Raw genomic sequence first — 20,781 nt, 5'->3', positions numbered from 1 at the left:
CGAACGCAGCCAAGGACCGCCGTCGGACGGCTGCCACAGAAACCCGCAGAAGAACCACACAAATGCGAGCCCGCCCCGGCCCGCCTATTTCTGTGGGACTTCCCGCCATTTCTGTGGCAGCCCGTCCACCGGCCCTCACGGCCCTGTTCGCGCAGGTCAGCGGCTCACCTCAGGGTTTCTGTGTATTGCGTGGTTTCTGTGGCGGCCCGCCAATGAGCGAGCCCATGCACGACACCCAAGTCGCCGCGCCCCTCGCGGCAGACCCGACGCTGGTGCTGTTGACCGTCGAAGAAGCCGCCCGGCGGCTCCGCATCGGTCGGACCACCTGCTTTCACCTCATCCGCACGGGTGCCCTGGAGTCCGTCACGATCGGTGGACTCCGCAGGGTCCCGGTTGACGCGCCGGCCGCGTACGTGACCCGTCTCCGCACTGCCCACCGCGCGGCTTGACGACGCCGGGACGGTGGCCCCGCAGCCAGGGCAGTCCGCCATCCAGCCCGCCACTCGACTCACCCGAGACAGGAGCATGCCTGTGGCAGAGAGCAAGAAGAAGGGCACCCGCCGAGCCAATGGCGAGTCCGCGATCTACTTCGGGAAGGACGGCCGCTGGCACGCCAGGGTGCCGATGGGCTACCGGGACAACGGCGAGCCGTACCGCCGGCACATCACCCGCGCTTCAGAAGACCTCCTCAAGGAGGAGGTCAAGCGGCTGGAGAAGCAGCGCGACCAAGGGACTGCCCAGCAGCCTGGGGCTGTGGCACTGGGTCGAGAACATCGCCAAGGAAGTCGTCAGCGAGAACACCTACGACGGCTACGAGGTGGCTGTTCGGGTGCACCTCGTGCCCGGTATCGGCAAGCACCGGATCGACCGCTTGGAGCCGGAACACCTGGAGAGCCTCTACCGGCGGATGAAGGCGAACGGCAGCAAGCCTGCCACGGCTCACCAGGCCCACCGGACCGCGCGTACCGCCCTGGGGGAGGCCGTAGGGCGCGGCCACGCGGCAAAGAACGCCGCCGCGCTGGCCAAGCCGCCGAGGGTGGAGGAGGCCGAGGAGGAGATCGAGCCCTACTCGGTCGAGGAGGTGCAGAGCCTACTGATCGAGGTGAACAAGCGGCGCAACAGCGCCCGCTGGATGCTCGCTCTCGCGCTGGGCCTGAGGCAGGGGGAGACGCTGGGGCTTCGGTGGGCTGACGTGGACCTGGAGCATGAGTACCTGAAGCTGCGCCGGAACCGGCTGCGGCCGAAGTACGAGCACGGATGCAAGGAGGCTGAGCCGTGCGGCCGGAAGGCCGGGTACTGCCCCCTGCGCGAGCAGGTGCGGCGTGAGACGAAGAACACGAAGTCGCGGGCGGGGCGCCGTGCGGTGCCCCTGCCGGGGCCGCTGGTTCGGATGCTCCGGGCACACAAGGACGTGCAGGCCCGCGAGCGGAAGGCCGCCGGCGACCAGTGGACCGAGTCGGAGTACGTGTTCACCAAACCGCTCGGCGGTCCGCTCAGCCCGAACACGGACTACCACGACTGGAAGAAGCTGCTGGGGGATGCCGGGGTAAGGGACGCGCGCCTCCACGACGCACGGCACACCGCCGCGACCGTGCTCATGCTGCTCGGCGTTCCGCGTCATCGACCAGATCATGGGTTGGGAGCCGGGCACGTCCTCCCGGATGCGCGCGCGGTACCTGCACGTGCCCGACGCCATGCTGAAGGACGTGGCGCAGAAGATCGCGGAAGCCATCTGGGGCCCCTCGGAGAAGGGCTCTGTGGACAAAGACCAGGACAACGCGGCCTGAGGACACGCAAAGAGCCCCACCGCAAGCGGTGGGGCTCTTCAACGTATTGCCCGGTGAGAGCAATGGCGGAGGATACGAGATTCGAACTCGTGAGGGGTTGCCCCCAACACGCTTTCCAAGCGTGCGCCCTAGGCCACTAGGCGAATCCTCCGCCGCAAACAATACAAGACGTTGAGGGGTGCTCGCGAACGTGATCGTCTGCGGCAGCCAGGTCGGGGGTCGGGTGGGGTCCGGGAGGGGGTCCGGGCGAGGGTTCGGGGGGAGTGGGCTCGATTCCGGGGGTGGGGATCCGCTAGGGTGGGGTCCAGCCCCTCACGTGGCGCTATCTCACCCAACTCCCCCAGGGCCGGAAGGCAGCAAGGGTAAGTGGGCTCTGGCGGGTGCGTGGGGGGCCCTTTGCGTTCCGGGGGCCCGAGGGGCGTCGGCGGGCCGCTGATGTCGGTGGGCCCGGATAACCTCGTATACGTGTCGTCCCTTGCGCTGTACCGCCGCTATCGTCCCGAGTCGTTCGCCGAGGTCATCGGGCAGGAGCATGTCACTGCACCGCTGATGCAGGCCCTGCGGAACAACCGGGTCAATCACGCGTACCTGTTCAGCGGGCCGCGCGGCTGTGGAAAGACGACCAGCGCGCGCATCCTGGCCCGGTGTCTGAACTGTGAGCAGGGTCCCACCCCCACCCCCTGCGGGGAGTGCCAGTCCTGCCGCGACCTGGCGCGGAACGGGCCGGGGTCCATCGACGTCATCGAGATCGACGCAGCCTCGCACGGTGGTGTGGACGATGCCCGTGACCTGCGGGAAAAGGCCTTCTTCGGGCCCGCGTCGAGCCGGTACAAGATCTACATCATCGACGAGGCGCACATGGTCACCTCGGCGGGCTTCAACGCCCTGCTGAAGGTGGTCGAGGAGCCGCCGGAGCACCTCAAGTTCATTTTCGCGACCACGGAGCCCGAGAAGGTCATCGGGACGATCCGGTCCAGGACGCACCACTATCCCTTCCGGCTGGTCCCGCCCGGGACGCTGCGGGACTACCTGGGCGAGGTCTGCGGGCGCGAGGGCGCCACGGTCGAGGACGGCGTGCTGCCGCTCGTCGTGCGCGCCGGCGCCGGATCCGTACGTGACTCGATGTCCGTCATGGACCAGCTGCTCGCCGGTGCGGGTGATGACGGTGTGACGTATGCCATGGCGACCTCCCTGCTCGGGTACACCGAGGGGACCCTGCTCGACTCCGTCATCGACGCCTTCGCCGCCGGGGACGGGGCCGCCGCCTTCGAGATCGTCGACCGGGTGGTCGAAGGGGGCAACGACCCCCGGCGCTTCGCCGCCGACCTGCTGGAGCGGCTGCGGGACCTGGTCATCCTGGCCGCCGTGCCCGACGCCGGGGAGAAGGGCCTGATCGACGCCCCCGCCGATGTCGTGGAGCGGATGCAGGCCCAGGCCTCGGTCTTCGGGGCCGCCGAGCTGTCGCGCGCCGCCGATCTCGTCAACACCGGGCTCACCGAGATGCGGGGCGCGACCTCGCCGCGGCTCCAGCTGGAGCTGATCTGCGCCCGCGTGCTGCTGCCCGCCGCCTTCGACGACGAGCGGTCCTTCCAGGCCAGGCTCGACCGGCTGGAGCGCAGCGGCGCCGCCGCCTTCCACGCCGGGCCCGCCCCGGCCATGGGGTACGTGCCCGCCCCCGAGGCGCATGCCATGGCGCCGGCCGGTCCGGGTGGCGGTGTCGCCGCCGCGCGTGCCGCCGCGCAGGCCCCGGCGGTGGCCCAAGCCCCGGCTCCCGAGCCGGTTCGGGCTCCCGAGCCGGTAAGGGCTCCCGAAGCCGTACGGGCCCCCGCGCCGCCGGAGCCCGCGGTTCAGGCCGCGCCGGCTCCCGCGCCCGGCGCCTGGCCGGGAGCTGCGCAGCCCGGCGCCGGAGCAACCGGCGCCGGGCCGGGAGCCCCCGCCCCCGCCCCCACCCCGGCCGCGCCCGCCGCCGGGGCCTGGCCCAGCGCGGCCGCGCCCGGCCAGGGGAGGCCGGCCGCCTCCGCGCCCGCGCCCGCCCCCGCGGGGCCCGCCCCGGCCCCGGCCGCGGCGCCCTCCCCCGGCATGGCCGCCGGCGCCGGGCAGGTGCAGGCGATGTGGCCGAACGTCCTGGAGGCCGTCAAGAACCGCCGACGCTTCACCTGGATCCTGCTCAGTCAGAACGCCCAGGTCACCGGCTTCGACGGCACCACCCTCCAGCTCGGCTTCCCCAACGCCGGAGCCCGCGACAACTTCGCGAGCAGCGGCAGCGAGGACGTGCTCAAGGCGGTCCTGGCCGAGCAGTTCCAGGTCAACTGGAAGATCGACGCCGTGGTGGGAGGCGGCGGCCCGGCCCCCGCCGCCCAGAACTCCTACGCGGCCCCGGCCTACAGCCCGCCGCCCCCGGCCCCCTCAGCGCCCGCCCCGCAGTACCAGCCGCAGCAGCCGCAGCAGCCCCAGCCGCCGCAGCAGTCACAGCAGTCGGCTTCCGGCCCGCAGCCTCCCGTACAGCAGGCGCCCCCGCCGGTCGCGCCCGAGGACGACTTCGCGGAGGAGGACGATCCCGACCTCGTCGACAGCGCGCTCACGGGACACGACCTCATCGTGCGCGAGCTCGGAGCCACCGTTGTGGAGGAATACACGAACGAGTAGGCCCTCCTCATTGGGTGGCCGCACGAAACGCGCCACTGCGTCCGGGCTACCCTGGGCGGCGTGAAGGTCCTCGTCATCGGCGGCGGCGCCCGCGAACATGCCCTGTGCCGCTCTCTGTCCCTCGACCCCGACGTCTCCGCGCTGTACTGCGCTCCCGGCAACGCCGGCATCGCCGAGGTGGCCGAGCTCCGCCCGGTCGACGCCCTCGACGGCGATGCCGTCGCCGCTCTCGCCACCGAACTCGGTGCCGACCTGGTCGTCGTCGGCCCGGAGGCGCCGCTGGTCGCCGGAGTCGGCGACGCCGTCCGCGCCGCCGGCATCCCCGTCTTCGGCCCGTCGGCCGACGCGGCGCAGCTGGAGGGCTCCAAGGCCTTCGCCAAGGACGTGATGGCCGCGGCCGGGGTCCCGACCGCGCGCAGCTACGTCTGCACCACCCCCGAGGAGGTGGACGCGGCCCTCGACGCCTTCGGCGCCCCGTACGTCGTCAAGGACGACGGCCTCGCCGCCGGCAAGGGCGTCGTGGTCACCGAGGACCGGGCGGCCGCCCGCGACCACACCCTGGCTTGCGACCGCGTGGTCATCGAGGAGTACCTCGACGGCCCCGAGGTCTCCCTCTTCGCCATCACCGACGGCGTCACCGTCCTCCCGCTGCAGCCCGCGCAGGACTTCAAGCGCGCGCTCGACGGCGACGAGGGCCCGAACACCGGCGGCATGGGCGCCTACTCCCCGCTCCCCTGGGCCGACCCGAAGCTGGTCGACGAGGTCATGGCGAGCGTGCTCCAGCCGACCGTCGACGAACTGCGCCACCGCGGCACGCCCTTCTCCGGGCTGCTCTACGCAGGCCTCGCGATCACCTCGCGCGGGGTGCGGGTCATCGAGTTCAACGCCCGCTTCGGCGACCCCGAGACCCAGGTGGTCCTGGCCCGGCTGCGCACCCCGCTCGCCGGCGTGCTGCTGAACGCCGCCCGGGGGACCCTGGACGCCCAGCCCCCGCTCACATGGCGCGACGACGCGGCCGTGACGGTCGTCATCGCCTCCCACAACTACCCCGAGACCCCGCGGACCGGGGACCCGATCGAGGGCCTGGCCGAGGTGGCCGCCGAGGACGGACCCGACGTGTACGTGCTGCACGCCGGGACCCGGCGCGAGGGCGACGCCGTCGTCAGCGCGGGCGGCCGCGTGCTGTCGGTGACGGCGACCGGTTCCGATCTGGCGCAGGCCCGCGAGAAGGCGTATAAGGCGGTCGCGCGCATCCGGCTGGACGGCTCGCAGCACCGTACGGACATTGCGGCCAAGGCGGCCGAGGGGCGCTGAACTGCGGCTCCACAGTTCCCGCGGGCCCGGTGCGCACGAGGTGCGCCCGGGCCCGCGGGCGTGTTCGCGTGCGACTGCATCCAGCCGCGTTCGAACGCACCCACCTTTACCCAAAGCCATTCCATCGGGTGATGGTCCCCCGGTCTGCCTGACGGCCGGGCGCGTCCCAACTAGGGTGCGGCGCAAGCATTCCGGCACTTGGCCCACCGGCATTGCGATGTCAGTGGCGGGTGTCACAGTGGGGGAGTGAGCAAAGCCGCCGCAGGGCAGAGGGGGTGAGGTCCGGCTGTGTCCGGAACCGGTTCGATCATGGAAGTGGGCGTGCCGTCCGCGCGGTCCCGCGCTCTGGCCGTGCTGCGCGTACGCAGCAGGGCCCTGGCCCTCGGGCTGCTGCCCGCCGCCCTCGCGGTGGTGCTGGTGGCCGCCCGGATGACGGGCCGGCTGGCCGGTGACCCCTGGCCCGCGGTGACCCTCGCCGTGTGTGCGGTGGCCGCGCTGGTGCTGCTCGTCGGCGGGATATTCGCCGCGGTGGTGCTGCGGGCCGGCCCCGCCGTGACCCCGACGGTCCCGCTGACCGAGGCCGCCGCTCCCGACCTCTACCGGCTGGTGCGGGATCTGGCCGACCGGATGGATGTGCCGGCCCCCTCCGCGATAGCCCTGACGCCGGACTGCGACAGCTGGCTGGAGGACCGCACCCATGCGGCCCACCGCCGCGGCGGCATATCCACCGGCCCGGAATCCGAGCCCGGTGCGGCTCCCGTGCTGGTGATCGGCTCGCCGTTCCTGTGGTGGATGCGGGTCGCGGAGCTACGGGCGGTGCTCGCGCCGGTCGTCGCAGGTACCGGTCCTTCCGCGCATCCCGACATAGCCGACGCGCGCGGCTTTGTACGGGGTCTGGACGCCGCCGTGGACGTGGGCAACCGGCCCGGCCTCGGCTGGATCGCCGGGCCCGCCCGGCTGCTGCTGCGGCTGTGCCGGCTGGACGCCGCGGAGATGGAGCGCGGGGTGGCCGCGGCCGCCTCGGAGCGTGCACAGGATGTGGATTACGGGCTGCGCATCGTCGCCCAGGAGCAGGTCGGCCTCGCCTACGCGGGCTGGGACCGGCTGCTGACCCGGGTCGCGCTGCCGGCCTGGCGGATGGGGCGCTGGCCGGCGCACCTGGACGCCGGGGTGGTCTCCGCGCTGACCGAGCTGTCCCGGCGGGACCGGCTGGCCGAGGGGTACGCCTCCCGGCTCGGCGAGCGCCCCGCGTGTGACCTGCTGGAGCAGCCCGGGGTCATCGACGAGGCGGCTTCGCTGCTGGCCGCGCGGCTCTTCCACGGCAGTCCGGCCGAGACCGGGGCGGACTGGTCCCCCGTGGCCTGGACGGCGTATCCGGAGGAGGTCGTGGACCGCAAGTGGCGTACGGAGGCGGCCCGGCTGCACACCGCGCTGGACGCCCTGGCCGTCACGGCGGGTCTGCCGGCCGGCCCTCCGGGATCCGCCGCTTCGGCTGACTCGGCCGCTTCAGCCGGGCCCGCCGCGATCGCCGCCGCAGGTTCAGCGCCACCCACCGCAGACGGCTTCGCCGGGCCCACGCTGGAGCGGGTGCTGGACTACCTCACCGACCCCGCCGGCGAAGGCGCGGCCGGGGAGGCGCTGGCCGGACGGCTCACCGGGGACCTGGCGCGCGAAGAGCGAGCCGCAGGTCCGGCCGGCGGCGGCGCCGGGAAGGCGCGCGGCGGGGACGCCGTACCGCTGTTCCCGCTCCAGCCGCCGCGCACGGGCCGGGACCTGCTGGCCGACCACGTGACGGCGATGGTGTGCTGCGCGGCCGTGGACTCCGCCGGGGCCGCACCGGGCCTGGACTGGCTCGACGGCCCGGTCCTGCTGGTCGGCGGCGAGCGCCGCTCGGACCTGGCGCCGCGCGTGCTGTCGCTCGTCGAGGACGGAGACCCCGAGCCCCTGCGCGACTGGCTCGCGGACCTGGGCGTCCGCCCGGAGAAGCCGGTGCGCCTGGTCTGAGCCGAGGCCCCCAACCGCCGCCGCGAGCCGCCCCCAAGGGCTGTCAGCCGCACGAATTGTCGGATTCCAATGTTCCGGTCACGTCAATTCGCGACGAACGGTGACGGACTGCGTGCGTTATGTGATGTGCTGGGGTCCTGTGAATGCCCGTTCGGGGGAGAGGTAGGGAGGGGAGCGATGGTCATGGGTACGGACCAGATCCGGCGTTGGGAGTCAGGTGCGCTCGCGCACGCGGTCACCGATCCCTTCGGCCAGGGCCCCCTGCCCTGGTTCCGGGGGAGCGAGCTCTACTTCGACGACACCGGCCAGGTCGTCCCCTGGTACGTGGATCCGGCCGCCGCGGCCGCCGGCACCGGCCAGATCCCCCGCGCCCGCGGCAACGGCGGCCCCCGCACCGCCGACGACGTGCACCGCCAGATCAAGGGCTTCAGCTCCACCGGAGCCGTCGCCCCCGGCGAGGCCATCGACTTCCACATCACCGTCGACCCGCCCCAGCAGTTCTCCGTCGACGTCTACCGCATCGGCCACTACGGCGGCGACGGCGCCTTCAAGATCACTACCAGTCCCCGCCTCTCCGGCATCGTCCAGCCGGCCCTCCTCGCCGCCGACCGGACCGTCTCCTGCCACCACTGGTGGCTGTCCTGGCGCCTCCAGGTCCCGTCCTACTGGAACGTCGGCGCGTACGTCGCCGTCCTGACCACCGCCGACGGCTACCGCTCCCACATCCCCTTCACGGTCCGCGACGACCACCCCGCCGACCTCCTGCTCCTGCTCCCCGACATCACCTGGCAGGCCTACAACCTCTACCCGGAGGACGGCCGCACCGGCGCCAGCCTCTACCACGCCTGGGACGAGGAAGGCCGGCTGCTCGGCGAGCGGGACGCGGCCATCACGGTCTCCTTCGACCGCCCCTACGCGGGCGCGGGCCTGCCCCTCCACGTCGGCCACGCCTACGACTTCATCCGCTGGGCCGAGCGCTACGGCTACGACCTCGCCTACGCCGACGCCCGCGACCTGCACGCCGGCCGCGTCGACCCCGCCCGCTACCGCGGCCTGGTCTTCCCCGGCCACGACGAGTACTGGTCCGCCCCCATGCGCCGCACCGTCGAGCGCGCCCGCGACCAGGGCACCTCGCTCGTCTTCCTCTCCGCCAACACCATGTACTGGCAGGTCGAGCTCGCCGCCTCGCCCTCCGGCGTCGAGGACCGCCTCCTCACCTGCCGAAAACGCCGCGGCCCCGGCCGCCCCAGCCTCTGGCGCGAGGTGGACCGCCCCGAGCAGCAGCTGCTCGGCATCCAGTACGCGGGGCGGGTCCCCGAACCCGCGCCCCTGATCGTGCGCAATGCCACGCACTGGCTCTGGGACTCCACCGGCGCCGGCGAGAACGACGAGCTGCCAGGCCTGGTCGCCGGCGAGGCCGACCGGTACTTCCCGCGCACCCAGCTGCCCGAGCACCAGGACCGGATCCTGCTCGCGCACTCCCCGTACCTCGACAGCGACAACCACCGCCGCCACCAGGAGACCTCCCTCTACCGGGCGCCCAGCGGCGCCCTGGTCTTCGCGTCCGGCACCTTCGCCTGGTCCCCGGCGCTCGACCGTCCCGGGCACGTCGACGAGCGGGTCCAGCGGGCCACGGCCAACCTCCTCGACCGGATCTGCAAGAGGGACTGAGACCCCCGGGCCGGGGCAGGGGCGCCCGTACGGGAGAATGGTCCCGCGCTCGTACAGAACCACAGGGAGACCCCGTGTCCGGATTCGTCGAAAAGCCCGAGCCGGTTCAGGTGCCCGGCCTCGTCCACCTCCACACCGGCAAGGTGCGCGACCTCTACCGCGACGAGGACGACCGCCTCGTCATGGTCGCCAGTGACCGCATCTCCGCCTTCGACTGGGTGCTGCCCACCGAGATCCCGGACAAGGGCCGCGTCCTGACCCAGCTCTCCCTGTGGTGGTTCGACCAGCTCGCGGACCTCGTCCCGAACCACGTCATCTCCACCGACCTGCCCGCCGGCGCCCCCGCCGACTGGGCCGGCCGCACCCTGATCTGCCGGAACCTCGACATGGTCCCGGTCGAGTGCGTGGCCCGCGGCTACCTCACCGGCTCCGGCCTCGCCGAGTACGAGCAGACCCGTACCGTCTGCGGACTCGCCCTGCCCGAGGGGCTCGTCGACGGCTCCGAGCTGCCGGCCCCGATCTTCACCCCGGCCGCCAAGGCCGCGGTCGGCGAGCACGACGAGAACGTCTCCTACGAGGAGGTCGCGCGCACGGCCGGCCCCGAGACCGCCGCGATGCTGCGCCAGGCCACCCTGGCCGTCTACTCCCGCGCCCGGGACATCGCCCGCGAGCGCGGGATCATCCTGGCGGACACCAAGTTCGAGTTCGGCTTCGACCCGAAGGACGGCACGCTGGTCGCCGCCGACGAGGTGCTGACCCCCGACTCCTCCCGCTTCTGGCCTGCCGACCAGTGGGAGCCGGGCCGCACCCAGCCCTCCTTCGACAAGCAGTTCGTCCGCAACTGGCTGACCTCCCCGGCCTCCGGCTGGGACGCGAAGGGAGAGCTCCCGCCGCCCGCGCTGCCGCAGGACGTCGTCGCGCGGACCCGCGCCAAGTACATCGAGGCGTACGAGCGGCTCACCGGTCTGACCTGGAGCTGAGCCGGGACGGACACGACGAAGGCCCCGATCGGTGATCGGGGCCTTCGCACTCTGAGCGGACAACGCGACTCGAACGCGCGACATCCACCTTGGCAAGGTGGTGCTCTACCAACTGAGCTATGTCCGCATGCGCCGTAGCGCGGTACCCACTATACCCAACCTCGCTCCCGAGCGAGACGCACCGCCGTGTGCCGGTTCTCGGCGCCCAGCTTCGTCGCCGCCGAGGACAGGTAGTTCCGTACGGTCCCCTGCGAGAGCGAGGCCCGGTCCGCGATCTCCGCGACCGGCGCCCCGTCCGCCGCCAGTTCCAGCACCTCCGCCTCCCGGGCGGTCAGCGGCGAGTCCCCCGCGCTGATCGCGTCGGCCGCCAATTCCGGGTCCACATAGCGCCCTCCGGCGTGCACGGTCCGGATCAGCTCGGCCAGCCGCTGCGCCGAGACCGTCTTCGGGGCGAAGGCCCGCACCCCCGCCGCCAGGGCCCGCTTCAGGTGTCCCGGCCGGCCGTGACTCGTCACGATCATGGTCTTGCAGTCGGGGAGCTCGGCCCGCAGCGATGTGGCGACACTCACACCGTCCGCCCCCGGCATCTGGAGGTCCAGCACCGCCACGTCCGGCCGGTGCGCCCGCGCCATGGCCAGCGCCTCCGGCCCGGACGCCGCCTGGGCGACGACCACCAGATCGTCCTCCAGGGCCAGCAGCGCGGCCAGCGCGCCCCGGATCAGGTGCTCGTCATCGGCCAGCAGTACCCGTACGCGGCTCACGCCCGCACCTCCAGTCGTCGCATCCGCGGTTCCGGGATCTCGGCCCGCAGCCGGAACCGGCCGCCCTCGGCCGGTCCCGCCAGCAAGGTCCCGTCCACCGCCGCGAGCCGCTCCCGCAGCCCCGCCAGCCCGGAGCCCGGGGGTCCGGCCGGGGTCTCGGGCGCCCCGTCGTTCTCCACCAGCAGCGTCACGCAGCCCTCCGCCGGCGCCGTCAGCCGGATCAGGCAGCTGTGCGCGTCTCCGTGCCGCAGGACGTTCGTCGTCGCCTCCCGCACCACCCAGCCGAGCGCCGACTGCACCTCGGGCAGCAGCTCGCGCGCGCCCGCCTCGTACTCGACCCGGCAGTCCATCCCGGCCGCGCTCAGCACTCCGCGGGCGCCCTCCAGCTCCACGGCGAGATCCGCCTCCCGGTAGCCGCGCACGACGTCCCGTACCTCCCGCTGCGACTCGCGCGCGATCCGCTGCACCTCGATCATCTGGTCCACCGCCTCCGGGCGATCGCGGCGCGCCAGCTGCACCGCCAGCTCGCTCTTGAGCGCGATCACCGCCAGATTGCGGCCCATCACGTCGTGCAGGTCCCGCCCGAACCGCAGCCGCTCCTCGGCCACCGCCAGCTGCGCCTGGAGCTCCCGGGCGCGGTCCAGCTCGTAGACCGTGGTCAGCAGCCAACCGGAGAACCCGCAGGCGACGCTGAGGAACAGACCGGTCAGCAGCACCCCGACGGTGTATCCGAGGGCCTCTCCCGCGGGCAGGCCCAGCGCGAACACCGCCGCGCCGGTGCCCACCGCCGAGGCCGGGGCGACGCACCACATCCGGCGGACCCGCTTCGTGCACAGCACCAGGGATCCGGTCGCGAAACAGGTCATGCCCGTCACCAGCATCGGGGCGACGGAATCGGCGCACTGCCCGGTCTTGCGCAGCACGAGGACGGCCAGGCACGCCGCGGCCGTCATGGCTGCCGTCGCCACGGCGAGCCGCACCGGGCGGTTCCGGCGGCCCACGATCCAGTCCAGCGCCCGGGAGGAGAGGAACCCGACCAGCACGGCGTGCATGCAGATCGTCAGGAGGAGCGAGAGCGAGACCGGCAGCGAGGCGTCATTGGCGGCGGAGCCCACCGCGGTCAGCCCGAACGACAGGATCTCGATGAGTACGAAGGTGTGGAAGGACCAGCGCGTGTACAGCTCGACCTTCGCCGCGCTGCTGCGGTTCCTCCACCACCCGGTCAGTCTCGACACGGCCCCGGCCCCCGAAGTTCGTTGAGCGGCGCGGTTCCCACCGGAACCGCTTCTGGACAGCAAACACGGTGATCATGACCCAGGCCAGCGTGGTGAGGACCGCGGCCGGCTGGTCCCCGCCCTCCGCTCCGCCGCTCCACCCGGCCGCCACCAGGGCCATCACCCGCTCAGCGGGAGCAGTTCGCGCCCCGAGGCCAGTACGCCGGGCGCGCCACGGGAGAAGGAAACGCCCCGCACGGCCTCGAATCCGCCGGCGTAGCCGCGGCGCAGCCCCTGGACGTCGATCACGGTGTCACTCATGAACCCAGCGTCGCGGTGCCCGCGCCGGGTCGGCAGTGCGCGCTGTCATGGTCCGCGATGACATGTGTCAGGGCTTCCGCCCGGAGCCCAGAGGGGTCCGGGCGGAAACACGAAGAAGGCCCCGGTCGTAATGACCGGGGCCTTCTCCTTATGGAGCGGACGACGCGACTCGAACGCGCGACATCCACCTTGGCAAGGTGGTGCTCTACCAGCTGAGCTACGTCCGCATGTACTGCGTGCACTGCCTGGGCAATGCGTGCATCACTCTACCTGATCCACGGCAGTGGTCGGCAAACCGATGCAGAGCGGGTGACAGGGATCGCACACTGCGCCTTCCCCCTGGAAGGAGGATGTTCTGCTACTGAACTACACCCGCACGACCTTCGGGGCTTGACCTTGCGGTCTCGCCCCTCGGCGTGATCCACACACTAGCCGACCCAGGGGGGTGGATGGCAAATCCGCCCTCAGTGGGCCGCGTTGTAGGCCTCGTAGATCTTCTTGGGGATGCGGCCGCGCGGCGGCACCTCGAACTGGTTGGACCGGGCCCAGGCCCGGACGACCGCCGGGTCCGGCGCGATGGACGTGTGCTTGAAGGCCTTCCCCGAGCGCGACTGCCGACGGCCGGCGGCCACGAAGGGGGCCAGGCCCGTCCGCAGTTTCTTTGCGTTCGCCACATTGAGGTCGATCTCGTACGACTTTCCGTCCAGAGCGAACACGACCGTTTCCGCCGCTTCCCCGCCATCGATGTCATCGGAGAGCGTGACTACTACGCGCTGCGCCACGGATATCGGTCCCTTCGTGCGACGCGCCGCCACCTGCTGACGTGCGGCGATGTCGCCTGTGTGGATGTTTCGGGGCAATGCATCTTTCCACGGGAATCCCGGGTGATTCCTTTGTACCCCGATTCCCATTGCATTGCGAAGCCCAGTTAATTCTCTCCGCGTGTCCCGCCGCAATCCCGGGGGCGTGGTTTTCCGGCGGATTTTGCGAAGCGTTGGTGAAGCCGAAACCGCGCAGCGCTCACCGCCGAAGGATATCTACCCGCGTAGAAATTTCGGCCGGGTACGCTGAGGGAACCGCCTTCGCACCAACCACCTCATCGGGAGTGCCAGTGGCACGCGTCGTAGTCGACGTCATGCTCAAGCCGGAGATCCTCGACCCCCAGGGCCAGGCGGTGCAGCGTGCACTGCCGCGCCTGGGCTTCGAGGGCATCGCCGACGTCCGCCAGGGGAAGCGCTTCGAACTGGAAGTGGAGGGACCGGTCGACCAGGCCGCCCTCGACCGCATCCACAAGATGGCCGAAACGTTCCTCGCCAACACTGTCATCGAAGACTTCACCGTGCGGGTCGAGACCGCGAAGGTCGAGGCCTGACGGTGACCACACGCATCGGAGTCGTCACGTTCCCCGGAACGCTCGACGACCGTGACTCGCTGCGCGCCGTCCGCCTCGCGGGGGCCGAGCCGGTCTCGCTCTGGCACCGCGACAAGGACCTGCACCAGGTCGACGCGGTCGTCCTCGCGGGCGGCTTCTCCTACGGGGACTACCTGCGCGCCGGAGCCATCTCCCGCTTCTCGCCGGTGATGGAGACCATCATCGAGCAGGCCAAGGCGGGCATGCCCGTCCTCGGCATCTGCAACGGCTTCCAGGTCCTCACCGAGGCCCACCTGCTGCCGGGGGCGATGCTCCGCAACAACCACCTGCACTTCATCTGCCGCGACCAGAAGCTGCGGGTGGAGAACGCGGAGACCGCGTGGACCGGCGACTACACCGTCGGCCAGGAGATCTCCGTACCGCTCAAGAACATGGACGGCCGGTACGTCGCCGACGAGCGCGTGCTCGACGAACTCGAGGCCGATGGCCGCGTGGCCTTCCGCTACGTGGTCGGCGGCGAAGCCGCCGAGGGGCACGGCAACCCGAACGGGTCGCTCCGCGACATCGCCGGCATCACCAACGCCGCGGGCAACGTCGTCGGCCTCATGCCGCACCCCGAGCACGCGGTCGAGCCGCTGATCGGGACGGGCCGCACCGACGGCCTCCCGTTCTTCACCTCGGTCCTGAAGAAGCTGGTCTCCGCATGAGCCTCGACACCGTCAAGAACGCCACCGAGACGCCGGACGCCTCCCAGCCCTGGAAGGAACTCGGCCTCAAGGAGGACGAGTACGCCCGCATCCGGGAGATCCTCGGCCGCCGGCCCACCGGCGCCGAGCTCGCCATGTACTCGGTCATGTGGTCCGAGCACTGCTCGTACAAGAGCAGCAAGGTCCACCTGAAGCAGTTCGGCGAGAAGGTCCCGCAGAACGACGCCATGCTCGTCGGCATCGGCGAGAACGCCGGCGTCGTCGACGTCGGCCAGGGCTACGCGGTCACCTTCAAGGTCGAGTCGCACAACCACCCCTCGTACATCGAGCCCTACCAGGGCGCGGCCACCGGCATCGGCGGCATCGTCCGCGACATCCTGGCCATGGGCGCCCGCCCGATCGCGGTCGTGGACCCGCTGCGCTTCGGCGCGGCCGACCACCCCGACACCAAGCGCGTGCTGCCGGGCGTGGTCGCGGGCATCGGCGGCTACGGCAACTGCCTGGGCCTGCCGAACATCGGCGGCGAGGTCGTCTTCGACGCCTGCTACCAGGGCAATCCGCTGGTCAACGCCGGATGCATCGGCGTGATGAAGCACGAGGACATCCACCTCGCCAAGGCCTCCGGCCCCGGCAACAAGGTCATCCTCTACGGCGCCCGCACCGGCGGCGACGGCATCGGCGGCGTGTCCGTACTGGCCTCCGAGACCTTCGACGACACGAAGCCGACGAAGCGCCCGGCCGTCCAGGTCGGCGACCCCTTCCAGGAGAAGCTCCTCATCGAGTGCACCCTGGAGATCTTCAAGGAGAAGCTGGTCGCGGGCATCCAGGACCTCGGCGGCGCCGGGCTCTCCTGCGCCACGTCCGAGCTGGCCTCCGCCGGTTCCGGCGGCATGCGCGTGGAGCTGGACACCGTCCCGCTGCGCGACGCGACGCTCTCGCCCGAGGAAATCCTCATGAGCGAGTCGCAGGAACGCATGTGCGCGATCGTCGAGCCGCAGCACGTCGAGCGCTTCATGGAGATCTGCGAGAAGTGGGACGTCATCGCCACCGTCATCGGTGAGGTGACCGACGGCGAGCGCCTGGAGATCTTCTGGCACGGCGAGCAGATCGTGGACGTGCCCCCGGGCACCGTCGCCCACGAGGGCCCGGTCTACCACCGCCCGTACGCCCGCCCCTCGTGGCAGGACGCGCTGCAGGCGGACGACGCGGCCAAGCTGCCGCGGCCGCAGACCTCCGAGGAGCTGCGCGCGCAGGTCCTGGCCCTGGTCTCCTCCCCGAACCAGGCCTCGAAGTCGTGGGTCACCGACCAGTACGACCGCTTCGTGCAGGGCAACACCGTCCTGTCGCAGCCCGAGGACGCGGGCATGGTCCGCATCGACGAGGAGTCCAACCTCGGCGTGGCCATGGCGACCGACGGCAACGGCCGCTACGCCAAGCTCGACCCGTACACGGGCGCGCAGCTGGCGCTCGCGGAGTCGTACCGCAACGTGGCCGCGACCGGCGCGAAGCCGCTCGCGATCTCCGACTGCCTCAACTTCGGTTCGCCGGAGGACCCGGACGTCATGTGGCAGTTCGCCGAGGCCTGCCGCGGTCTGGCGGACGGCTGCCTGGAGCTGGGCACCCCGGTGACCGGCGGCAACGTCTCGCTCTACAACCAGACGGGCGACATCGCGATCCACCCGACCCCCGTCGTGGCGGTCCTCGGTGTCATCGACGACGTCAACCGCCGTACGCCGATGGCGTTCGCGGAGGCCGGCCAGCTGCTGTACCTGCTGGGCGACACGGCCGAGGAGTTCGGCGGCTCGGCCTGGTCCCAGGTCGTCCACGACCACCTGGGCGGCATGCCGCCGAAGGTGGACCTGGGCCGCGAGAAGCTGCTCGCCGAGATCCTGATCTCCGCCTCGCGCGACGGCATGATCGACGCCGCGCACGACCTGTCCGACGGCGGGGTGATCCAGGCGCTCACCGAGTCCTGCCTGCGCGGCGGCAACGGTGCGCGGATCGTGGTCCCGGAGGGCCTGGACGCCTTCACCTTCCTGTTCTCCGAGTCCGCGGGCCGGGCCATCGTGGCCGTTCCGCGCAGCGAGGAGCTCCGCTTCACCGACATGTGCGGTGCGCGGGGCCTGCCGGCCGCCCGCATCGGCGTGGTGGACGGCGAGGAGATCGAGATCCAGGGCGAGTTCACCCTCCCCCTCTCGGAGCTCCGCGAGGCCCACGAGGCGACGATCCCGGCCCTGCTGGCCTGATCCCCGCCCTTCGCGTACGAGCCCCCGGCCGGTTCCCTCCGGTCGGGGGCTCGGCCGTTCCGGCTCGACCGCCGGGTTGGTAGCGTCCCCCGCGTCGTCACAGGCGCACAAGCGGGGGTCCGGGATGTTCGAACCATTGCAGCCGTCCAGCGGGGGACCGCTGCCGGACCGGGGCCGATGGCGCAACGCGGTCAACGCGCTGGTGTGCGTCGCCGGCGTCGGCGGCCTGGCCTTCGGCGGCTGGGCGCTCTACGACTCGTACGAGACCCACCAGGACCGCAACGCAAGCCGCGCGCTGATTGCCCGGGCGTGCGCCGGGCTGGTGGACGCCGACGGGGTCATGAGCCTGGACGGCGGCGCCGACCGCGTGGTCCTCGGCGGCGAGGACCCGAGCACGATCGATTTCGAGACGGTTCCGGACAGCTGCGTGCTGAGCCGTCTGGAGGACCGCGACGGCCGGGAGTACAAGTACAGCCAGTTCACGCTGTCCCTGAAGGGGCTGCCCCGGGCTCGCGACCTGCACACGACCGATGATTCCCGGAAGGCCCCGTTCAACCGCCTGCGCGCCGGCTCGAAGGGCGATGCCACCGCGCGGACCGGGCTTCCCGACCGGATGCCGCTCGGGGACGGCCGGCTCGGTGACTACGGTCCCGACGACGTCACCGTCGTGGCCCGGTGCGAGCAGCCGACCAAGGCCGGGACGACCACCCTGATCGTGAGTGCCACCTCGCCCAGCACCCGCCACGAGGCCGGCGACCGGCCGGTCCTGGCCCGCCTCGCCCGTCAGGCCGCCGAGCGTGCCGCCGGGAAGTACGGCTGCCGGACGCAGCTGCCCGAACTCCCGGACCGGCTGCCCGAGCCGGTCACCGGCCTCGGACCGGTGGGCGAGCGGACGGACAGCTGCGGCTGGTACGCGGCCCACCTGCGGACGGCGGACCGCGAGCGGTTGCCCGACCGGGCCGCCGGAGTCCCCCTCGCAGGAGCCGCCCGAGAGGAGGGCTGCCTGCTCGCGATGAGCCCCGAGGGGAACACGCGGGTCTTGCGCCTGCTCACCCCTGACGAGCGGGAGGACGCCATCACGTCCCTGTACCACTCACCCTGGTGGCTGCGGACGCGGTCGTACTACGGCGACGATGCGGACGCCGTCGCCGTCCCCGGCAGGCGCAGCCCGGACCCGGTGATCCCCGGCCGGGCGGGCCGACTCGGTGACGTGTTCTACGGCTCGATGACCTGCCAGGGGCGTCCGGCCACCCTCACGATGGCCGTCCCGTACAACTACCGGTCGATCCTCGGCCCGCGCCTGGACGGGTTGTTCAAGGCCTACGCCACCGAGACGGCGACGCGGCGCGGTTGCACCGGGCTCGTGTTGCCCGGGCCCGAGTAGGGTCGGGACATGCCGCCCGGGAAGAAGAAGCCGCGTACCTACGACCCCGCCAAGACCCGAGCGGCCGTCACCGCGCAGTTCGGGCATGTGCGCGATGCGGTACGGGGGTTGGACCCCGAGCAGCTCGCCCTGCCGAGCGGGCTCGGGGACTGGACCGTGGCCGAGCTCGCCGCGCACATCGCGTGGATCGCGGACTCCCTCGCCGGCGGCCTCGCCCGGCCGCCCGGCGCCGTCGCCGAGCTGACGGCCGTCGAGTGGCCCTCCGTCACCTCCTCCCTCGCCGGGAAGATCTCCGAGGCCGCCCGGGAGACCCTCGACGGGGCCCCGCTGCCCGAGCTGTACGACCGGGCGGCCACCCGCATGGCGGAGGCACTGGCGGCCAACCCGGGCGCACGCGTGCTGCACCTGTGGATCGGGGACATGACCCTCGCCGATTTCCTGGTCACGCGGACCGTGGAGCTCGTGGTCCACACCGACGACCTGAACCGGGCCGCCGGACTGGACATCCCCATCGAACGGCAGGCCCTGGCCGCCTGCACCCGGCTGCTCGCCGACGCCCTCGCGCTCAGGGCGCCGGGCGGTTCCGTCGAGGTGCGGATCCCGCCCTTCGCGGTGGTCCAGTGCATCGAGGGCCCCCGCCACACCCGCGGCACCCCGCCGAACGTGGTGGAGACCGACCCGCTGACCTGGCTCCGGCTCGCGACGGGCCGTACGGGATGGGCCGAGGAACTGGACGCGGCGCGGGTCAGCGCGAGCGGTGAGCGGGCGGACCTGTCGGCACTGCTGCCCCTGATGAGCTGAGGGTGGAACCGCCCGCGGGCCCCGCCCGTCCCAGGACCATGCGTACCCTCCGGCACGTCCCGACCGGCCTGGCCCTGGTGCCGGCCCTCGTACTCGCCCTCGCCGCATGCGGCCAGACCGAGGAGGGAGGGTCCCGCACGCTTCCCGAGCCCACCGGTTCCTGGGCCGTCGAGTCCCTGACCACCGGCGGCCGTACCCTGCACGCGCCCGGCACCGCCCGCCTCGACCTCGCGGAGCACGAGGCCACGGGCAACTACGGGTGCAACGGCTTCAAGGCCGCGGTCGCCTTCGCCGGCACGTCCGCCGTGACCGTCACCCCCGGCGCCACGACCGCCATGGCCTGCGAGAACATGGAATTCGAGACGGAGTTCGCCAAGCTCTTCAAGGGCCGGCTGACCATCGACCGGGGACCCGACCGCCTCACCCTGAAGACCGCCGACGGGAGCACCATCGCGATGACCCCCAAGCCCCCGGACGCGGACGCCCCGCTGACCGTGACCCAGTGGACGGTCGACTCCCTGATCAGCGGAGCGAGCGTCTCCTCCGTCCCCGCCGAGGCGGCCGGCAAGGCCTGGTTCACCCTCGCCGCCGACGGCGCCGCGAGCGGCGTCCTCGGCTGCAACCGGTTCAGCGCCAAGGCCGCCGTCGAGGGAGCCACACTCACCTTCGGGCCGGTCACCTCCACCCGTATGGCCTGCGAAGGGCCGGCGGGCGAGGTGGAGCGGACGCTGACCGAGCTGTTCGGCAGCGGCCCGCTCACCTGGGAGATCCAGGGCCAGGCCCTGACCCTCACCGCCGCCGACGGCAAGGGCCTGACGGCCAAGGCGGCCTCCGCCGCCGAGTAGCCCGGGCCGGATCAGCCCGGCCGGATCAGCCCGGCTGAGGCAGCGGCCCCGGCCGGTCAGCCCGGCCCGATCAGCCCGGCCCGGTCAGCCCGGCCGGATCACCTTCGGGCAGGAGCCCGCGTGCCACTTGCCGATCAGCGCGGTGAACCGGGTCGGCGAGCAGGTGGCGGGCCCGAGTAGGCGTCGGTGAACCGGACGCCTTGGCGGGCCAGGCGGTCCAGGTTCGGGGTCTTGATGTGCGGCGAGCCGTACGAGGACAGGTCCCCCCAGCCCAGGTCGTCACCCAGGAGGAACAGGATGTTCGGGCGGCGGGACTGCCGGCTGCGCGCGGCCCGGAACTCGCGCTCCTCAGGCCCCGCATTCCGGGCATCGGCGGCCCCGGCGGGGGCGGCGCCCAGCCCCACCGCCGCGGCGGCCGCGGTCACCCCGACGGCGCCTCCGAAGGCACGGCGGGACGGCTTGCTGTTGTACGAAGACACAGGCACTCCAAGGCACAGCTCACCCGCCCGCCCCGCGCGGGGCGCGGGACGGCGCGCGGCACGGCAGGGCAGGGCTGGGCTGAGCGGAAATGGGAAAAGAGGAAGAAGAGTTGTGGCTACGCGAAACAGCGACAGATGGCGCTCGCGACACGGACCAGGTCCACGTGCCGGCGCTCGACGAGGGTGACGGACCGGTCACCGAGAGGCTGTATGGGCCGAGAGCCTGTACGCATGCGCTTGTAGGTGTCA

17 protein-coding genes, 4 tRNA genes, 1 other RNA gene and 2 pseudogenes are annotated in these 20,781 nt (G+C 72.2%); 14 read left to right on the top strand and 10 right to left on the bottom strand.

From position 1 onward, the window contains the following. The first annotated feature begins 224 nt into the window (after positions 1 to 224). Positions 225 to 449 (top strand): helix-turn-helix domain-containing protein, encoded by a 225-nt coding sequence (locus J7E94_RS09855; protein ID WP_251056407.1) that lies wholly within the window; start codon positions 225 to 227, stop codon positions 447 to 449. Between the two features lie 82 nt (positions 450 to 531). Further along, positions 532 to 1,787 (top strand): annotated as a pseudogene (locus tag J7E94_RS09850) (tyrosine-type recombinase/integrase). Between the two features lie 63 nt (positions 1,788 to 1,850). Here the strand turns inward: J7E94_RS09850 and J7E94_RS09845 are convergent. Then, positions 1,851 to 1,938, bottom strand: a tRNA-Ser gene (locus J7E94_RS09845). Between the two features lie 152 nt (positions 1,939 to 2,090). Between J7E94_RS09845 and ffs the strand changes: the two genes are divergently transcribed. The 6 genes from ffs to J7E94_RS09815 all read left to right on the top strand — a co-directional run bounded on the left by ffs (position 2,091) and on the right by J7E94_RS09815 (position 10,402). Then, an RNA gene (gene ffs / locus J7E94_RS09840) (signal recognition particle sRNA small type) lies at positions 2,091 to 2,187 on the top strand. A 65-nt stretch (positions 2,188 to 2,252) separates the two neighbouring features. Further along, positions 2,253 to 4,433, top strand: coding sequence for a DNA polymerase III subunit gamma and tau (locus tag J7E94_RS09835; RefSeq protein WP_215014132.1), 2,181 nt, complete (start codon positions 2,253 to 2,255; stop codon positions 4,431 to 4,433). Positions 4,434 to 4,493: 60 nt separating this feature from the next. Then, positions 4,494 to 5,747, top strand: coding sequence for a phosphoribosylamine--glycine ligase (gene purD, locus J7E94_RS09830; RefSeq protein ID WP_215014131.1), 1,254 nt, complete (start codon positions 4,494 to 4,496; stop codon positions 5,745 to 5,747). A gap of 309 nt (positions 5,748 to 6,056) precedes the next feature. Further along, a complete protein-coding gene (locus tag J7E94_RS09825; protein WP_215014210.1) occupies positions 6,057 to 7,751 on the top strand; it encodes a hypothetical protein in 1,695 nt (564 codons plus the stop codon). Between the two features lie 183 nt (positions 7,752 to 7,934). Then, entirely contained in the window at positions 7,935 to 9,422 is a 1,488-nt protein-coding gene (locus J7E94_RS09820) for a N,N-dimethylformamidase beta subunit family domain-containing protein (protein WP_215014130.1), read from the top strand. A gap of 74 nt (positions 9,423 to 9,496) precedes the next feature. Then, on the top strand, positions 9,497 to 10,402 hold the full coding sequence (locus tag J7E94_RS09815) for a phosphoribosylaminoimidazolesuccinocarboxamide synthase (protein ID WP_215014129.1): 906 nt from the start codon (positions 9,497 to 9,499) through the stop codon (positions 10,400 to 10,402). A gap of 54 nt (positions 10,403 to 10,456) precedes the next feature. Here J7E94_RS09815 and J7E94_RS09810 read toward each other — a convergent pair. The 7 genes from J7E94_RS09810 to J7E94_RS09780 form a co-directional block, all read right to left on the bottom strand. Beyond that, positions 10,457 to 10,529, bottom strand: a tRNA-Gly gene (locus tag J7E94_RS09810). A 22-nt stretch (positions 10,530 to 10,551) separates the two neighbouring features. Continuing rightward, positions 10,552 to 11,163 (bottom strand): response regulator transcription factor, encoded by a 612-nt coding sequence (locus J7E94_RS09805; protein ID WP_215014128.1) that lies wholly within the window; start codon positions 11,161 to 11,163, stop codon positions 10,552 to 10,554. Beyond that, positions 11,160 to 12,398, bottom strand: coding sequence for a histidine kinase (locus tag J7E94_RS09800; protein ID WP_215014127.1), 1,239 nt, complete (start codon positions 12,396 to 12,398; stop codon positions 11,160 to 11,162). Before J7E94_RS09800 ends, J7E94_RS09805 begins: the two co-directional genes overlap by 4 nt. Before the next feature lie 159 nt (positions 12,399 to 12,557). After that, the gene (locus J7E94_RS09795) at positions 12,558 to 12,698 is read right to left on the bottom strand and encodes a hypothetical protein (RefSeq protein ID WP_215014230.1); all 141 of its coding nucleotides are present in this window, start codon (positions 12,696 to 12,698) and stop codon (positions 12,558 to 12,560) included. Between the two features lie 151 nt (positions 12,699 to 12,849). Further along, positions 12,850 to 12,925 (bottom strand) — tRNA-Gly (locus J7E94_RS09790). A 77-nt stretch (positions 12,926 to 13,002) separates the two neighbouring features. Then, a tRNA-Gly gene (locus tag J7E94_RS09785) sits at positions 13,003 to 13,074 on the bottom strand. Positions 13,075 to 13,162: 88 nt separating this feature from the next. Further along, positions 13,163 to 13,480: an Lsr2 family protein gene (locus J7E94_RS09780; RefSeq protein WP_215014126.1), complete on the bottom strand. Its 318-nt coding sequence runs from the start codon at positions 13,478 to 13,480 to the stop codon at positions 13,163 to 13,165. A 329-nt stretch (positions 13,481 to 13,809) separates the two neighbouring features. Here J7E94_RS09780 and purS point away from each other — a divergent pair, with 329 nt between their 5' ends. The 6 genes from purS (at position 13,810) to J7E94_RS09750 (ending at position 20,053) form a co-directional block, all read left to right on the top strand. Further along, the gene (purS, locus tag J7E94_RS09775) at positions 13,810 to 14,070 is read left to right on the top strand and encodes a phosphoribosylformylglycinamidine synthase subunit PurS (protein WP_214942389.1); all 261 of its coding nucleotides are present in this window, start codon (positions 13,810 to 13,812) and stop codon (positions 14,068 to 14,070) included. A gap of 2 nt (positions 14,071 to 14,072) precedes the next feature. After that, on the top strand, positions 14,073 to 14,777 hold the full coding sequence (gene purQ / locus J7E94_RS09770) for a phosphoribosylformylglycinamidine synthase subunit PurQ (RefSeq protein ID WP_215014125.1): 705 nt from the start codon (positions 14,073 to 14,075) through the stop codon (positions 14,775 to 14,777). Further along, a complete protein-coding gene (purL, locus tag J7E94_RS09765; protein WP_215014123.1) occupies positions 14,774 to 17,023 on the top strand; it encodes a phosphoribosylformylglycinamidine synthase subunit PurL in 2,250 nt (749 codons plus the stop codon). The genes purQ and purL overlap by 4 nt, the downstream gene beginning before the upstream one ends. A 124-nt stretch (positions 17,024 to 17,147) precedes the next feature. Then, entirely contained in the window at positions 17,148 to 18,407 is a 1,260-nt protein-coding gene (locus J7E94_RS09760) for a hypothetical protein (protein WP_215014121.1), read from the top strand. Positions 18,408 to 18,416: 9 nt separating this feature from the next. Next, a complete protein-coding gene (locus J7E94_RS09755; RefSeq protein ID WP_215014119.1) occupies positions 18,417 to 19,208 on the top strand; it encodes a maleylpyruvate isomerase family mycothiol-dependent enzyme in 792 nt (263 codons plus the stop codon). Between the two features lie 38 nt (positions 19,209 to 19,246). After that, complete coding sequence (locus tag J7E94_RS09750; protein WP_215014117.1) at positions 19,247 to 20,053, top strand: META domain-containing protein; 807 nt, start codon at positions 19,247 to 19,249, stop codon at positions 20,051 to 20,053. 123 nt (positions 20,054 to 20,176) lie between these two features. On the opposite strand, the pseudogene J7E94_RS09745 reads toward J7E94_RS09750, so the two are convergent. Continuing rightward, positions 20,177 to 20,550: pseudogene (locus tag J7E94_RS09745) on the bottom strand (sulfatase-like hydrolase/transferase); the annotation flags it as partial. 98 nt (positions 20,551 to 20,648) lie between these two features. After that, positions 20,649 to 20,765: a putative leader peptide gene (locus J7E94_RS35900; protein WP_374224418.1), complete on the bottom strand. Its 117-nt coding sequence runs from the start codon at positions 20,763 to 20,765 to the stop codon at positions 20,649 to 20,651. Positions 20,766 to 20,781 lie beyond the last annotated feature (16 nt).

Source organism: Streptomyces sp. ISL-94, from assembly GCF_018614075.1.
In the GTDB taxonomy this organism is placed as follows: Bacteria; Actinomycetota; Actinomycetes; order Streptomycetales; family Streptomycetaceae; genus Streptomyces.
Note: the sequence above shows the minus strand (reverse complement) of the source record. Positions and strands in the feature narration are given on the sequence as shown.

Bases quoted from the DNA above. Each gene is read 5' to 3' on its own strand.
- J7E94_RS09855 (WP_251056407.1), top strand. From the start codon at position 225: ATGCACGACACCCAAGTCGCCGCGCCCCTCGCGGCAGACCCGACGCTG.
- J7E94_RS09825 (WP_215014210.1), top strand. From the start codon at position 6,057: ATGGAAGTGGGCGTGCCGTCCGCGCGGTCCCGCGCTCTGGCCGTGCTG.
- J7E94_RS09820 (WP_215014130.1), top strand. From the start codon at position 7,935: ATGGGTACGGACCAGATCCGGCGTTGGGAGTCAGGTGCGCTCGCGCAC.
- J7E94_RS09795 (WP_215014230.1), bottom strand. From the start codon at position 12,698: ATGAGTGACACCGTGATCGACGTCCAGGGGCTGCGCCGCGGCTACGCC.
- purL (WP_215014123.1), top strand. From the start codon at position 14,774: ATGAGCCTCGACACCGTCAAGAACGCCACCGAGACGCCGGACGCCTCC.
- J7E94_RS09760 (WP_215014121.1), top strand. From the start codon at position 17,148: ATGTTCGAACCATTGCAGCCGTCCAGCGGGGGACCGCTGCCGGACCGG.
- J7E94_RS09755 (WP_215014119.1), top strand. From the start codon at position 18,417: ATGCCGCCCGGGAAGAAGAAGCCGCGTACCTACGACCCCGCCAAGACC.
- J7E94_RS09750 (WP_215014117.1), top strand. From the start codon at position 19,247: ATGCGTACCCTCCGGCACGTCCCGACCGGCCTGGCCCTGGTGCCGGCC.
- J7E94_RS35900 (WP_374224418.1), bottom strand. From the start codon at position 20,765: ATGCGTACAGGCTCTCGGCCCATACAGCCTCTCGGTGACCGGTCCGTC.